This is a genomic window from Bdellovibrionales bacterium (assembly GCA_016714165.1).
Taxonomy (GTDB): domain Bacteria; phylum Bdellovibrionota; class Bdellovibrionia; order Bdellovibrionales; family UBA1609; genus JADJVA01.
In genome coordinates this window covers 647,574-662,106 of sequence record JADJNU010000002.1, presented here as the reverse complement: position 1 = coordinate 662,106, position 14,533 = coordinate 647,574, and the positions used below count along the sequence as shown (strand labels likewise).

General features: G+C 46.0%; 13 protein-coding genes. 1 reads left to right on the top strand and 12 read right to left on the bottom strand.

What is annotated here, in order from left to right:
* Positions 1-63 precede the first annotated feature (63 nt).
* Entirely contained in the window at positions 64-651 is a 588-nt protein-coding gene (locus IPJ71_14420; protein MBK7844857.1) for a hypothetical protein, read from the bottom strand.
* 300 nt (positions 652-951) lie between these two features.
* Between IPJ71_14420 and IPJ71_14415 the strand changes: the two genes are divergently transcribed.
* Positions 952-1,311, top strand: a complete 360-nt coding sequence (locus tag IPJ71_14415) for an RNA-binding protein (protein MBK7844856.1) — start codon at positions 952-954, stop codon at positions 1,309-1,311.
* Between the two features lie 12 nt (positions 1,312-1,323).
* Here the strand turns inward: IPJ71_14415 and IPJ71_14410 are convergent, their stop codons facing one another.
* The 11 genes from IPJ71_14410 to IPJ71_14360 form a co-directional block, all read right to left on the bottom strand.
* A complete protein-coding gene (locus tag IPJ71_14410; GenBank protein ID MBK7844855.1) occupies positions 1,324-2,550 on the bottom strand; it encodes a hypothetical protein in 1,227 nt (408 codons plus the stop codon).
* Positions 2,551-2,699: 149 nt separating this feature from the next.
* Positions 2,700-3,479, bottom strand: a complete 780-nt coding sequence (locus IPJ71_14405; protein MBK7844854.1) for a prolipoprotein diacylglyceryl transferase — start codon at positions 3,477-3,479, stop codon at positions 2,700-2,702.
* 18 nt (positions 3,480-3,497) lie between these two features.
* Complete coding sequence (gene lspA / locus IPJ71_14400; protein ID MBK7844853.1) at positions 3,498-4,061, bottom strand: signal peptidase II; 564 nt, start codon at positions 4,059-4,061, stop codon at positions 3,498-3,500.
* A gap of 2 nt (positions 4,062-4,063) precedes the next feature.
* On the bottom strand, positions 4,064-6,835 hold the full coding sequence (gene ileS / locus IPJ71_14395; protein ID MBK7844852.1) for an isoleucine--tRNA ligase: 2,772 nt from the start codon (positions 6,833-6,835) through the stop codon (positions 4,064-4,066).
* A gap of 314 nt (positions 6,836-7,149) precedes the next feature.
* Positions 7,150-7,752, bottom strand: a complete 603-nt coding sequence (locus IPJ71_14390; GenBank protein MBK7844851.1) for a hypothetical protein — start codon at positions 7,750-7,752, stop codon at positions 7,150-7,152.
* A gap of 172 nt (positions 7,753-7,924) precedes the next feature.
* Positions 7,925-9,415 (bottom strand): sigma-54-dependent Fis family transcriptional regulator, encoded by a 1,491-nt coding sequence (locus tag IPJ71_14385; GenBank protein ID MBK7844850.1) that lies wholly within the window; start codon positions 9,413-9,415, stop codon positions 7,925-7,927.
* A 23-nt stretch (positions 9,416-9,438) separates the two neighbouring features.
* Entirely contained in the window at positions 9,439-11,322 is a 1,884-nt protein-coding gene (locus tag IPJ71_14380; GenBank protein ID MBK7844849.1) for a CHASE2 domain-containing protein, read from the bottom strand.
* A 17-nt stretch (positions 11,323-11,339) separates the two neighbouring features.
* Entirely contained in the window at positions 11,340-11,477 is a 138-nt protein-coding gene (locus IPJ71_14375) for a hypothetical protein (protein MBK7844848.1), read from the bottom strand.
* Positions 11,464-12,825 (bottom strand): radical SAM protein, encoded by a 1,362-nt coding sequence (locus IPJ71_14370; GenBank protein MBK7844847.1) that lies wholly within the window; start codon positions 12,823-12,825, stop codon positions 11,464-11,466. The genes IPJ71_14375 and IPJ71_14370 overlap by 14 nt, the downstream gene beginning before the upstream one ends.
* 124 nt (positions 12,826-12,949) lie before the next feature.
* A complete protein-coding gene (locus IPJ71_14365) occupies positions 12,950-13,951 on the bottom strand; it encodes a hypothetical protein (protein ID MBK7844846.1) in 1,002 nt (333 codons plus the stop codon).
* A 223-nt stretch (positions 13,952-14,174) separates the two neighbouring features.
* On the bottom strand, positions 14,175-14,360 hold the full coding sequence (locus tag IPJ71_14360) for a hypothetical protein (protein MBK7844845.1): 186 nt from the start codon (positions 14,358-14,360) through the stop codon (positions 14,175-14,177).
* Positions 14,361-14,533: the final 173 nt, after the last annotated feature.

Here is a 14,533-nt window from a genome sequence, read left to right as displayed (position 1 = left end):
AACTTAAACTATCTATATTTTCACTTGCCGAGCAGATTTCATAGGAAAAGCAATTATGCCTCATCACAAAAATGACCAGCCAAAAGTTAGGCTAGCTGTAAAAGAGTCATCAAGAAATTCTTCCAACGAATTCTGGTGTTTTTTAAGATAGGTGCCGGATTCAAAATGAATGGTAGGTCGATCAAGCCACAAGCGGTATCCCACTTCTAACCCCATCGTGAAGGACTCTCCAAAAGTGTCGTAAAACCCCGTGCTGAAATTAGCTCCATACCCGCCGCTTTCGCTGTATTTTCCATTTAAGCCGTCCCCCTCTATGGAAATGCTCGCACCATTTGCCTTAAGGAGCGTTACGCCGATGAAGTACCGGGGCTCACATTCAAACATAAAAAAACAATGTGTATGGTTGGGTTGAAAATAACGTCGAGATCCGAGACCTAAAATAAGGCCGATGACATCAAATCCGGCGGTCAAATGAAAATCTTGGGTTTCAGCAATAAAGTAACGTCCACCAAGCCCCAAAAGTCCATAGTCAGACCTCCATCCGATGCCGAGATCTGCCCCCATACGGCGACTGTGGGCCAATCCGACGGAAGACCCAAAAATGAAAAGGACGATTAGAAAGAGTGCGCTTGTTTTCCGTATAAATCGCATAACAAAGGCCTCCTTCTTGCGATTTCAGGAGAATGGAATAGATTTATGCTGTGCAATTTCCTTTGAGAGACGTAGACTGTCAAGAGGAGCCTGGGTTCGAATGGATCCCATTTTTTGAAATATCCACACTTTTGTCTTGCGGGATACCCATTTCTCCTGTCGAACAAAGGGTATTGGGGAGAATTATCTGGCTTTCCTACCCGAATCATGTTTCTAGTAGAGTTCAATGTCCGTTCTCGTAATTCACTAGATGTTCTATTGTCTTTTGCGAATGGCCCCTAGCTTTCAATGGAGGCTTAAATGGGAAAAAAAATATATGTCGGTAACCTGTCCTATAACATGGATGACCAGTCTTTGGCATCTCTCTTCTCTGAGTTTGGCACTGTAGAGTCCGCTCGAGTAGTTACAGATCGGGATTCCGGCCGTAGCAAAGGCTTTGCGTTTGTTGAAATGTCAGCAGACAGTGAGGCATCAGAAGCCATCGCGAAACTCAATGGCACTGAGCAATCAGGTCGTGCGATCAATGTGAGTGAGGCAAAACCTCAAGCTCCCCGTGAGGGCGGCGGTGGCCGAAGTGGTGGCGGTGGCTACGGTGGCGGTGGCGGCCGAAGCGGTGGCGGCGGCTACGGTGGTGGCGGCGGAAGATCATCGCGCTACTAAGAAGTAGTTCTTTTATTCAAGACAGGTGTACTTGATTGAGACCCTAGTTCCCTCGGTGAGAGCTGGATTAAAATAGATTTTGTCTCCACTGAGGGTCCAGGTGTTCCCATTGTTGGGATCGATTGTGAGTTCTTCGATCGACTGGGGAGCACATTCAAGCGTAAGAGCATTGAGAGACTTAACTGTTCGCTCGCCTATACTGGTGAGTTGTGATGAATAATCATTCGAGCAAATATTTCCTTTGATACCATCTGTAAGATCACTCAAAGCTTGATAGACATAGCCATAAAAGGCAGGGTGATCTGCGTCCTGTTGGTCGTAACAGGCTTTGTCTCCCCGAAGAATGGAGATGGAGTGAGCAGTGAATGGTTTGCCTGGCCATTTATCCTGAATATCCTTCATGAGCTTTTCGGGGTTATCCATGTCAGTAAGGGGGCGATACTGTCCTGTATAATCAATTAAGGGTCTTCCTGGAAATGGCACGAATTCATCCGGAGTGACTTGGCAACGTCCTCCGCAACTTCGTTCATCTTCATCGGTGACTGTGATCATGGCAAGAGCTGCGTCAGGACGGAAGCAAATGTCATTGCTCTGTCGTTCGACCGCATAGCGAGCTGCTGCTACAGCCTGCTCAGAACCGCTGCCGCTACCTGAATCAAAAACACCAATGGTGTCTAGCGTATCCGAAAATATTCGTTTAGAGTCGGGCGTGTCTTTCCTTAGGAGTCTCAATCCTGTGGACTCGAAATCCCCATTGTTGTTTGCTTTCCGTTTGAACCAGTCATGAATGGCGCCCGCATCGCTGAGAACTTCATTTCTGCGGTTGGTTACGTGAGTTAATGTGTAACAGATCTGCCAGTCGATCGAAGCCGCATTTAAGACATCAATGAGATTTTCAAGTCGATCTGATAGCTTTTGGTGCTCCTCTGTCATGGAGCCGCTATTGTCTATCACAGCTAAAATATCTACCTTTGAGGAGGAGACCGGGACGGTATAGGAGGTTTCATGTGGAACAGGAACTTTTGGGTCTTCGCAGTTGGCAGAGAAACTTTCATAGCATGGTTCGCATTCTTTGCCCCTGCAGGTTCGATCTCCAAGGTCAGTTCCCGTTTGATCGGGATCTGTGTTTGTGAATTGAGCACCCGAAAATTTGATGTCTGAACAAGAATTAAATAATGAGCCAGAAATAAGTAGCAGGATGGCTATTAGATGTATTGCAAAGATCCGTCTGCCTTTCATCGAGCCCTCCCCTGGTCCCTGGAGAAGACAAGCTTCAATTCTAGTGCCATAGCTAAGCAATCAACGGGATGCTAATGGGAGAAAACCGTCTAGTTGTGATTTTTCGTAAATGAAATCGACAGACATATATGAGTCATATGGGGACGAAATTATATGGAGACGCTTGATGATCTCATATTGAGAATAAAGTCTCTCAAGAAAACGACAACGGAGAATCCGACAAAGATGAGACTTATCCATGATGAAATACTGAGATCGAAAATCAGTGAGGGGCCCCTTTCGTCGGCCCTTACAGATTCCAGGAAGAGGCGACTGATTCCATGAAGTCCCATCCAAAGGACAAAAAGTCGACCAGGTTGGTTGAGTGATAGCCACGTTTTGGGTGACCTGGACTGTATTCGTTCGCAAAAAAGCAAGATCCCCAAAATACAAAATTCCAAAAGAGTTGCATAGGCTGGGGCGGGGTGGCGGCCATTGATATTCCAGGGGAGATCGCAATATTTTCCGTAGCAACACCCATTAAGAAGGCAGCCAATACGGCCGAGTGCGTATCCCAAGGCAGCCACGGGAGCAAAGAGATCTGCCCAAGGACCTGCCTGTTGCCGCTTCCACTTTATCAAGGCAAATCCGGAGGCAAAAGCGAGAAAGGCTCCTCCGTAAAAAACAAAACCACCGTTCCAAAACTTAAAAATTTCTATCGGGTGTGCCCTGTAGTACTCGGGCAATTCATAAAAGACATGAAACAGCCGGGCGCCAAGAAATCCTCCCACCATGACAGCAAGAGCAAGATCCAAGGAAGTGGCTCGATCCATATCTTTGCGCGCTGCACGCCTCACCAACCACAAAAGTCCCAGACAGTAGGTTAAACTGACTGTGACCAGGTACGTGGGCAGGGAAAACTCAGAAGTTAAATGAATTTCTGGATACAAAACTTCGGATCCTTCGCTCTAGGTAGTTTTATTTGCTTTTTGGACGTCAGAAGCTGAATTCGGGAGGATATCATTTTGAGTAGCACGTGCTCTTGAGCGGTCGGAAACGTACTGCTTTACCATAATAAGTAGCAGAATGAAAACTCCTCCGACAATGCAGGAGTCAGCAATATTAAATGCCGGCCAAGTATAGATGTGCTTAAAGTGCAAATCGAGAAAATCTATAACATAGCCAAATCGAAGGCGATCGATGTAATTGCCGATCGCTCCTCCAAAAATACTGCTGAGAGCGAAGATTTGGAGATGATCGCGGTCCTCTACATTCCATAAAATAGAAAGAATAACAAGAATGGCGAGGGGTGGCATCGACAGAAAAAAAATGTCTCGAAAGGAATCCGGTGCATCCCGAAAAATACCGAAGGCTGCTCCTGTGTTTCTTACGTAGGTGAAGTTAAAAAAATCTTCCAGCAGTGGGACTGTTTCGCCGAGGTAGAACTGAGTGTGAATATACATTTTGGTCAGTTGATCGAGAGTAACAACAGCACCAGCGAGAGCCGCCAAAAAAAAATATCTTCGGCCAATTTTCATCCTAAAGCCTCAACACATTTTGGACAGGTGCCCGGAAAACTAAGATTCTTTCCAGTATCAATGCTGTAGTGCCAGCAACGCAAACATTTGGTTCCCTCGGCACGTTTAGCCTCGACTTTGGGTCCGGCACCCTCGGTGAGGGTCACTGAAGAAACGATAAAAAACTCCTTCAGGTCCTTCATGCATGCCTTCAGAGTTTCGAGGCGGGATCCCTCTGCGGTGATGGTCACTTGTGCTTCTAGGCTTGATCCGATAACGCGACTGGTTCTGAGATCTTCCAAAACCTTTTGTACGAGCGAGCGAATTTCGAGGAGATCGAGGAACCTGGCCTCGATACCAGGCTTGCTCCACTGTGGATTAGTTTTCGGAAATTCACAAAGAAAAACGCTCTCACTCGTCTTTCCCGGAAAATGGGAATAAACCTCTTCCGATAGAAAAGAGAGAATGGGGGCCATCATGACGAGAGTTTTTTCGGTCATTTCAAAAAGAACTGTCTGAGCCGATCTTCTGCCCAGGCCATCAGTTTTCCAGGTGTAAAGTCGATCTTTCAAAATATCCAAATAGGTTGCGGACAAGTCTGTCGTGAAGAAATTATTCAGAGCATGAAAGACTTTGTAGAACTCATAATTTTCATATGCCGATTGCACCCTTTTAATCAAATCATTCAAGCGGACCAAAGCCCACTGGTCTAGCTCCGGCATCTTTTCAAAGGGGATACCGTCCTTATTAAAATTGAAGTCATCCAAATTTCCCAACATAAAGCGAAAGGTGTTTCGAAAACGGCGATAGGTTTCGGTGACTCGTTGAAAGATTTCATCGCCCACATTGACGTCCTGACCATAATCTTCATGGGCCACCCACAATCGCAGTATTTCGGCTCCGGCCTTATTGATGACTTCAGAGGGATCAATGACATTGCCTTCTGATTTACTCATCTTATACCCGGAAGAATCCGTGACAAAGCCATGAGTGATGAGGGCCTTGTAAGGGGTCTTTCCAACTGAAGCAATGGCGGATATGAGACTTGTCTGAAACCAACCCCTGTGTTGGTCGCTTCCTTCCAGATAAATATCAGCAGGGAAAGCCATTTTTTCTCGGCTGCGCTGAACTGCCGAATGGCAGACTCCACTGTCAAACCAGACATCGAGAATATCCTGGCCCTTCGCAAATTCCTCGCTCCCACAATTGTTGCACCTCTTGCCAGCTGTGAAGCTTGAGCAGGGAAGGCGGTAATAAGACTCGAGTCCTTCACCTGACTGTTCCATTTGGTCGGCAATTCGACGCACGACTGCTGGATCTGCCAAAGGTTCTTCACATTGTGTACAATAAAAGACGGGGATTGGAACTCCCCAAATTCTCTGACGACTGAGACACCAGTCAGGGGAGTTGGCTATCATCGAGATCAGACGCTGACTTCCCCAGCTTGGAAAATATTGAATATCTCTTTCGGCCGCAGCCAGAGCCATTTTTCTCACCGGAAATTTATCGTCGTCCAGGCGAATAAACCATTGGGGCGTAGAGCGAAAAATCAAAGGCGTTTTTGATCGTGGGTTATGGGGATAGCTATGGCTGATTTCTTTGTAGCCCAGAAGGTGACCCGATTTTTCTAAATCTGCAACAATCAGTTTGTTTCCTTCCCAGATTTTGATGCCCTTGTACTGCTCGACATCCTGAGTAAATCGGCCAGATTTATCAACTGGGCTATGTATCGGGAGCCCGTACTTCAACCCAACTTGGTAGTCTTCCAGACCATGTCCAGGGGCCGTGTGAACGCAACCGGTTCCAGCATCGAGAGTGACGTGGTCTCCGATCATAATCAATGAGTCTCTTCCCATAAATGGGTGACGGGCTTTCATCAATTCAAAATCGATACCTTTAAAACTGGCTGTTTTTGTCAATGAAAGACCGGTGTTCTTCTCAAAATCACCTTGTAACTCTTCGGCTATAATCAATAACTCAGAGCCGCTGTCGAATAATCCATAATCAAAACTGGCGTTAACACAGATTCCATAATTGGCTGGCAGAGTCCAAGGAGTGGTTGTCCAGATAACAAAGGACACAGGTTTTTGAGGGCAACCAATTTTTTTAAGGTCACTCTCATTTTCAAGGGAAAATTTGACATAGACCGAGGGACTTTTGTGGTCGAGGTATTCGACTTCGGCTGCGGCCAGGGCCGTCTGAAGAGCGGGACACCAATAGACTGGCTTTTCTCCGCGATAAAGCACTCCATTTTCTAGAATTTGCGCCAAGACTCGCACTTCTTCGGCTTCGTATTTCGGTTGCAGGGTGAGATAGGGGTGGTCCCAATCACCAAGAATTCCGAGTCTCACGAATTGCTTTTTTTGCTTTTCTACCCAACTAAGGGCTTCCTGCCGACACAATTGGCGAACCTCGGCATCTGACATGTGAGCTCTTTTGTCTCCGAGCTTTTTTGTGACGTTGAGTTCGATCGGCAGACCGTGACAATCCCAGCCTGGAATGAAGGCCGCTTGATAACCTGACATATTTTTAAATTTAATAACAATATCCTTGAGAACTTTATTCAGAACATGTCCCAAGTGAAGAGATCCGTTTGCATAGGGAGGACCGTCAGGCATGACGAACAGTGGTCGTCCCTCATTGCGCTTGATGAGTTTTTCATAAATACCAATCTGGGCCCAATCTTCTATTTTTTGTGGTTCAGTTTGCGGAAGATTCCCTTTCATGGGAAAACTGGTTTTTGGAAGGTGAATAGAATTCTTATAATGATCTGCGAAGTTATCTGCCACGGCGATGCTGCTCCTCATTGAATTCGCCAAACCTAGGTCACAAAACGCGCCTTGTCAATAAGTGAGACCCCGCAATGAGGGCTCCAAATAGTCGCAAGCAAAAATCCTAGGGAACAATATCTCGAAGTCTTTCGAATCCAAGGCTGATGAGCATCCTGAGCGCCTCATTTTCTGAACTCAGGTTCATCTTTCTGCGCACGCGCCTGAGTATTTCATGACTTCTCGAATCGACTGTCAGTTCGCTGGCCGGATTTGCAAAAGGCGGAAATGGAGGGTCGAGTGACACAGAGTGTCCGGTCTGACGAGCCCATTCGTCATCTTGGAGGTAGGCGCGATAGGTTGGAAAGGGGGTCCCTTGGTTGCTGTGGAGTCTGAGTGGGAGCCTGTTGTTGATGAACTCGGACCTGTTGTTGATTCATCATTTCTTCGTCTGAAGAATGATTCGGCTGGTAAGACGTCGGACCTCTTTGTTGAGATGGGACCGGACCGGTTCTATCCTGAGCAAAACTTCTGTTTCCGTGAAGAGTATTTGTCTCTGGATGAGGACGGACATTTGCTTCAGTTGAGACGGAAGGGGGAGTTTGATGGGGTACGGAAGTGGGCATCGCGGGTGCTACATTTAAATGGCTGATTTTGGCAGGAGCCTCGGCAGGTTCGTCAAATTGCCGAAATCCTTCGCTTAAATCCTTGAGCGTATTTCTGAAGTTTTCTGTCGAGCGAGGGGCATCTGCTGAGGACGAAGAGGTTTCCTTAAAAACGTCGAGACCATGCCGACAGGCATGTAAATAAAGACTTACCAGAGAGTCAGCGTTCTTAGCCCGGTCCTTAATGGATTCTGGTTGAGATTTCAGCCAGATATAAGCCTGAGCTAATGTTTCGCGCGTATAAGCTTGTGGGGGAGCACTTGATGTAGCCATGGACGATATACATTAGGACAAATCTTCTGGTCATTCAAATGGAAAGAAGTGAGAACTGAAAACAGAAAAAATTATTAATTCCCATAAGTTCTTCTTTCTTGACAAGAATGGCAGGATGCCAGCGTTTAAAGTTTGGCCGACAATCTCTTATCAAAGTCTCCTGCGTCGTATACTAAGCGTAATCCTTTGCTACAATTCCGTATTTTTCTATTTTTCGTAGCAGCGTTTTTTTCGGAATGTTGGCATGCAAGGCAGTCTGGTTAATTCGTCCCTTAAAAGCCTTCAAAGCTTTCACAATGAATTCCTTCTCAAAAGCCTCTTTATGAACATTAAAATCGAGAGCGGACCCTCCAGGCAGGTGTACTTCTTCATTTTCAATTCCAGTTGCCTCTCCATCGTCGAGGCTATCGAGGTCAAAAAACTCTTCAGATTCCTCGTCTGCCAAATCTTGCCTCGATAAACTCTTTGAAAGGAGATTTTCCAAATGAATGCCAGTGGAGCGTAGAAACGACTCTGGCAAAGAACCAATTGTCAGATGGTTGGATTCTTCAAGAATGAAGGCGTGCTCGATAACATTTTCCAATTCTCGAATGTTTCCTGGCCAATCATATCTTTTTAAGGCGGCGAGAGTGCTGGGTGTAATTCCAATAATCTTTTTCTTTTGAATCAAATTGAATTTTTTAATGAAAGTATGGATGAGGTGATCGAGATCATCGCGTCGCTCAGCCAAAGAAGGTAGAAAAATCGGCATGACATTTAACCGGTAGTAGAGATCTTCCCGAAAGGAACCATTTTTATTCATCTCTTCTAGAGGGCGGTTAGTTGCCGCGATGATTCTGACATTGGTTTCAATTTCTCGATTGGATCCCACAGGAGTAAATAGCTTTTCCTGCAACACGCGCAAAAGTTTGACTTGCATCAAGAGGGGCATATCACCAATTTCATCGAGGAAAAGAGTTCCTCCTTCAGCAAATTGAAATTTCCCTATCTTGCGCTGTTCAGCCCCGGTAAAGGCACCCTTCTCATGGCCAAATAATTCACTTTCAAATAGATTTTCAGGAATTGCTGAACAATTGATGGCGACGAATTTGCCATCTTTGTTTCCTCCGTTGCAATGAATAGCCCGAGCGACCAGTTCCTTGCCTGTGCCCGAAGCACCCCGAATGAGCACGGGTGTTTCCACCTTCGAGAGGCGGAGAATAATATTAAATACCTTCTGCATTTGAGCTGTATTGCCCACGATTTTGCGCCCTGCCTCGTGGAGAATGGGAGCACTTCTTGCCACTTCAGAGATAAGCTCATGGGCTCGAATCGCCCTGTCTACCATCTGGGTCAGTTCATCTCCCTTGACGGGTTTGGAAACGTAGTTATAGGCGCCATCTCTGACAGATTTTACGGCATCATCAATGGTTGCGTAGGCTGTCATGATCAACACGATAATAGAGGGGTCGTGTTCCTTTATTGCTCTGAGTGCCTCCACTCCCGACATTCTTGGCATATCCACATCAAGGAGCACGGCATTGTAATTCTGACACTTCACTTTTTCTAGGGCATCGAGGCCATCATAAGCCTCATCGACTTCAAATCTTTTGGTGGCCTGAAGTGTGGATTTCACTGATAGTCGCAGTCCAGAATCGTCATCTACGACTAAAATTTTAAACATTTCTATCTCCTTCAGCTCAAAGTTCAAATTGGCAAAGGTCCTTCACTTTCCAATACCATCGGAAGCTTCACAGTGAAAGTAGATCCTTTGTCAATTTCACTTTCTACTGAAAGTGTTCCTTGATGCAGTTCCACGAAATATTTTGCCAAATAAAGCCCCAGTCCAGATCCTTTAACTGAGGAATTCTTTACCTCTAACGACCGATAAAACTTAGAAAAAACATGAGGTAATGCTTCATCAGGTATTCCGATTCCATGATCGGCAACTTGGATGATCAAGACCTCGTTCACCTCTTCTGTGCTCACCAAAATTCTCGAGTTATCAAGGCTATACTTGATAGCATTTTCTATGAGGTTGGTAAACACCTGACGAAGTAAGTCTTCATCGATTTTAATACTAAATAAGGGTTCAAATTCAGTCCTTATCTCAATATTTTTTGTGCCAGCAAGGTATTCGCATTGCTGAATCACCTCGCTAAGCAAAGTATTGATATCCTTACTTTTTAGTTGGAGCTTGATTTCTTTCGATTCGATTCGACCTAAACTCAGAATTGAACTAATAAAATCAGATAGTTCCTTGCTTGACTGATGGATCCTGTCGATGGCTTCCCTCTGTTTTAAACTCAGCGGATTCGAATCTGACTTCACCATTTCTGTCATACCCTGAATTCGAGCCAAAGGAGTCTTTAAATCATGGGACATCATTCTCAGAAAATTGCTTTTGAGCTCTTCAACTTGGGTGAGGAGCTGATTTCGTTGAAAATATTCCCAGCTCATTCGATTTTCCATGATGAGACGATAGGGAATAAAAAAATAATAACAAACAAAGAGAGTTAAGATGGGATGAGCCATTGCGACCCAATATCCAAAATAGTTAAAAGCCAGGTAACAGGCCAAAGAAAATAGCGAAAATGTTGTCACTAAAATAAGAAGTCCTTTGGCGGGTCGGGCCGTCAGGACAACAAAGACCGTCAGAACTGAGATCAATCCAGTTAGCAGAGAATCCAGCCATACTGGAGTCTTCTGAGGTGCGGAATTTTTGATCAGAGTGTCAGTCATATTCGCGTGCATCTCGAGAGTGCTCATGGCGACGACGTCTCTCGAGAATGGAGTGCGTATATAATCTGAGGAAGACATGACGGTATCGGTTCCAACAAAGATAATCTTATCGTGAAACTGATTCGGAGAAAAAGCGCCCTGGAGAATCTTAATAAATGATATTGGTTTGTAGGTTCCTGAGGGTCGAAAATCAATGTAATTCTGCTGGGTTCCGAAAAACTCGAAGATTCCGCGGTAAAGGTTGATACCTCTGTTTTCCTCGTGTTCTTGCCCATGTAGGGTATCCGCAAGAAGCGCATGAACACTGGGCAGCCCACGATAGGATATGATCATTCGTCGGGTCACATCGTCCTTTGCAAAGCTGGTCAAGTCCGAAGTTTTAGGACCTGGTACGACTCTGAGAGATTGAAGTGGTGGTTCGAGCCTCAGTTGATCTTCCTGCCCTCTCATAGGAATCTGGTTGGCCACGACAAAAAAATGATCCAAATTTTTAGTTGCCAGGGCGAAAGCCCTCAAATCATCGTTGCTGCCTTCAAGATCGTTTGGCGATTGGACATAAACAACGGCCCGCGGCCGACTCATTGACAGTGCATTGAGCAAACGAACATGGTCCATGGCGTTTGGATCGCGCTTGAGGCCTTCGATTGTCAATGGATCAATAGCAATGAGCACCAACTTGCCTGAGGGTGGGGTGAGGGTTTTGGTCTTTACTCTGAGATCGTAACTCCAGGCTTCCAGATATTCCATCGGAACTCGGGTGAGCAGAAAGGCGATGAGAAGTGCCACCCCGACCCGCACCATGGGAGCGAGCCAGGACTTATGTAAAATCAATAATTTCCAAATCTTCACTCAGAACTCTATTTTTTTTAGGTGCCGAGAGGAATGCAGCCGGGGTTAGGTCCTGTTGCCACGACGGGAGGGATGCTTCCATCTCCTCCGGCTGGCGTTGTGGTGTTTGTTCCACTATCAATAGGCTTGGGGTTGAGTTTTTTAACGTGTTTCATTTTTTCCTCCTTCAGTCAGTTTTTCTAATTCTTTTCCAAAATAAAGGACGCTTAATGCAGCAAGGTGGGTGATTCGATCACAAAATTGCCTATCACGATGCTCTGAGTCAGAGTTCTTAGTTTTAAAAACGAAGGCACAACCTCCTCCGCACAGGGTTTTAGCCCAACAGGCACCACAGTTGTGGCGAGTGGTGAGAGGATCGAGCCACTGAGATCGCCTCGTAAGATCCAGTTGGTCTATTTCGCCAATTTGTTCTTTCGAATTTCCGGAGAACCAATTACAGGAATAAAGACGCCCTTCGGTGTCGGAGTGAATAAAATTTTTTCCGGCTCCGCAAAAGTTCTTAACGGGTCGTTGCTGATCGAGTGTTCGCAGAAAACGACCGAAGGGGGTGATTTTTGCGAGTCCGTTGATGCCCTCAGATTTGTAAACCTTCTCAGCCAGAACCGTCATGTGTCTGATATAGCTGGAGGATGCGGCCTCATCCTGAGCTGTCGAAGCAAATCCAAAATTGTAGAGATCAAAATCAAAGGATCTCAAAAACTCGTAAGAGCTCACGACGTCCTGATTGTGGACTCCCATGACAGAATTAACATGAAGAGAACGGAGGCCCGACCGATTTTCTAAAAGCAAATCAAGACCGCGACGTACATCTTTAGACGAGCCGCCGCCAGATTTAGTTGGTCGGAATTGGTCTTGGACATCGGAGGGACCATCCCAGCTGAGTGTGACCTGGAAGTTCTCCTGGCCTAAAAATGAAGCGATATCTTTCGTTATGAGAGTGCCGTTGGTAATAATCGAAAACTCGATTTTCACTCCATTTTCGAGAGCGATTCTTTTGGCAGTCTTCGTGATTTTAACAAGATCATGGGGGTACAAAAGAGGTTCTCCACCCAGAAACTGAACGCGAAAGCTTTCCCCAGAAGTGAGCTGAGAGAGAAAACCCCTCAATTGCTTTTCTACGAGGCCCAAGTCAGCCCGAAATTTTTGGCCTCCGTAGCTTCCGTCCCCCGCTCCACAATAGGTGCAACGGAGGTTGCAAATCTGAGCCAAATTCAAGGAAAAATCTGTCACTTGAACCTGAGCGCCATTCTCAGAGAGAAGGGTGTTGGCCAGCTCCTGACTCCAGTTGAGAAGCTCCTGGACTGCAGATGATTCCTTGTCGTAAGGGCGAGCAGAGGCCTCCCAAGCCTGCTGATCAAGGGATGCTACCTCAAGTCTTCCGGGATGAAATCCAATCGATTCACCTGATGAGGTTCGTAGAGCCACTAAATTGTAAAATCGTCTTAGGTTCACATTTACCCCAGGAGTCTTCCCTATTGGAACATAGAGCAATCTCTTTGCCACCAGAACGAGAACGATCAGATGCGCCTATTCAAACCTGTGGCCCATAGGCAGCAATTTTCATTACAAACAGGAAGAATCCAGTGATAATTTTTCACCAAAATACTTCGTTGGTGTCAAAATGACCCTATTTGGACGGGGTTGGCTTTTGATAGATCAATACAAAGTGACTGATAGTCTTGTTCTTTTCAGGGGGATCCACAAACACGCGAATTTCGCTAACCTCGCCCTGAGTCACTTCGAATTCAACTTGGGCACCGGAATCTGGGCCGGAGTCGACCGCGTAGGTAACACCAGGATCAGAGTCGCCTGGACTTGCCGGTTTTTTCACGTTCTTATCATCAAGGGTAATGGCAAGAATTCCTCCAGGCTTGGAGGGAGCACCACTCGTTGGACTGCTGGTTTGCTCCAATTTTCCAGTGTCTCCATTTTCAATGACAAACTTAAGGTCTATATCCTTTTCGAAAACAAGGCTGCTACCAGGATCCTTCTTGATGAAGCAAGGGATCGTTAACTCGCTCGTCAATGGGGTCTGGCTACCATGGCTAGGGGCATTATTTAAAAACTCTTCCTGCGTAATTTGCACTGTCGGCGATGTCTTATCCTGACAGCTCAGGTCTGAAATTAAGAGTGCTTGGTAAACAGGATTTTCTTTGTAGCTTGATTTTCCAAATATCTGAGTGAGAACAAATTGACCTTCAGGAATATTTTGAATTGAAGTCGGCTTACCTGTTTTAAGAGCCTTAAGTTCATTTTCAATGCGGGTAGTTACTGATGTATTTTCACCTGTGGGCGGCACCACTGTCGTGGATTCTTGAGTCGATGGTGGCGGAGAGCTGCCGCCGGGGGCGGGATTGGTTTGTTCCTTTTGTTGAGTGCCCGCCGGAGGAGTTGTTGGTGGCTGTTGTTTTGAGGGATCGGCCGCTGTTGATGCTTGTTTTGAAGGATCGGCCGTCGCTGCTGCCTGTGCTGCTTGTGCTGGCTTGACTTGCTGTTTGCCCGCAACTCCTTGGTCCTTTCGAATTCTTTGCCTTCGCTTCCCATTGTCTGGTCCGCAACCGATGAGGGCAGCATTAAACAGAAGGATTCCCACTAGAACAGACAATACAAAGTTAGGGTATGTATTCATAGACACTCCAATCAGCGGGGAAAAATGCAATCCCTGTGCCCGTCCCTAAAGAGCTTTTTCAGACCTCCTAGTTTGGATAAGCTTCTCTTTTAGCGGAATCTGTCATTGTCCTTCGAATATTATGACTAAAAATGTCACCACAGCAAAGTCGGAGCAAGGATCATACTGGTGGGTGGGTGAAAGAGATTTCGGTAAAGGCGCGATGCTCAATCAATAAATATCTCTATTTCGCGCCTCCACTCTCATTGAGAGTTGGCTTTGCCACAGCGACAGCGGAAGAGGAGCCGGCATAGATCTCCGACTTTTCAGAGATTTTCGCTAAGATTGCATCCCAATCTTCTGGTCGCAAATCATATTTTCTTCCGTTAGAAAACACCGCATAGCTGGCAGTTTTTGAATTTGGGATCACGTTTTGTTTCTTACCCTTGGATCGGGGTGTTCTAATGAAGGCTCTTGGAATTAAATCGACATAAAATTAACAAAGACAAGGAGAAACAATGTTCACTGCCATCAGTCAGATTAGCATATTGGGAGTCCTCGCTGCGACCGTCGCAATTTTATCATCGGAGGCCCCTATTTTGG